General features: G+C 65.2%; 1 pseudogene. It reads right to left on the bottom strand.

The window, feature by feature from the left end:
- A pseudogene (locus ACLRGI_RS23160) lies at positions 1 to 221 on the bottom strand (TasA family protein); the annotation flags it as partial.

The raw sequence follows: 221 nt of genomic DNA, 5'->3' as shown, positions 1-221 counted from the left end.
TCGGTGCGTTGGGTGCCGGTGAAGGCGAAGGCGATGGTGGAGGTGGCGCCTTGGAAGTCGTTGTTCGCGGTGGTGGGGAACGCGGTGGTGACTTTGAGGTTGTCGGTTTTGGCCGAGGTCAGGGCGGTGAGGTTGTTCAGGACCTTGTTCGCGGCGATGACCGGGGAGGAGGCCAGGACGGTGGTTTTGGTGCCGGTGCAGTTGTAGGGGGCTGCGGCGCC

Source organism: Paenarthrobacter sp. PPS72, assembly GCF_048537125.1.
Taxonomy (GTDB): Bacteria; Actinomycetota; Actinomycetes; order Actinomycetales; family Micrococcaceae; genus Arthrobacter; species Arthrobacter nitroguajacolicus_E.
This window is presented reverse-complemented; position numbering and strand designations above follow the sequence as displayed.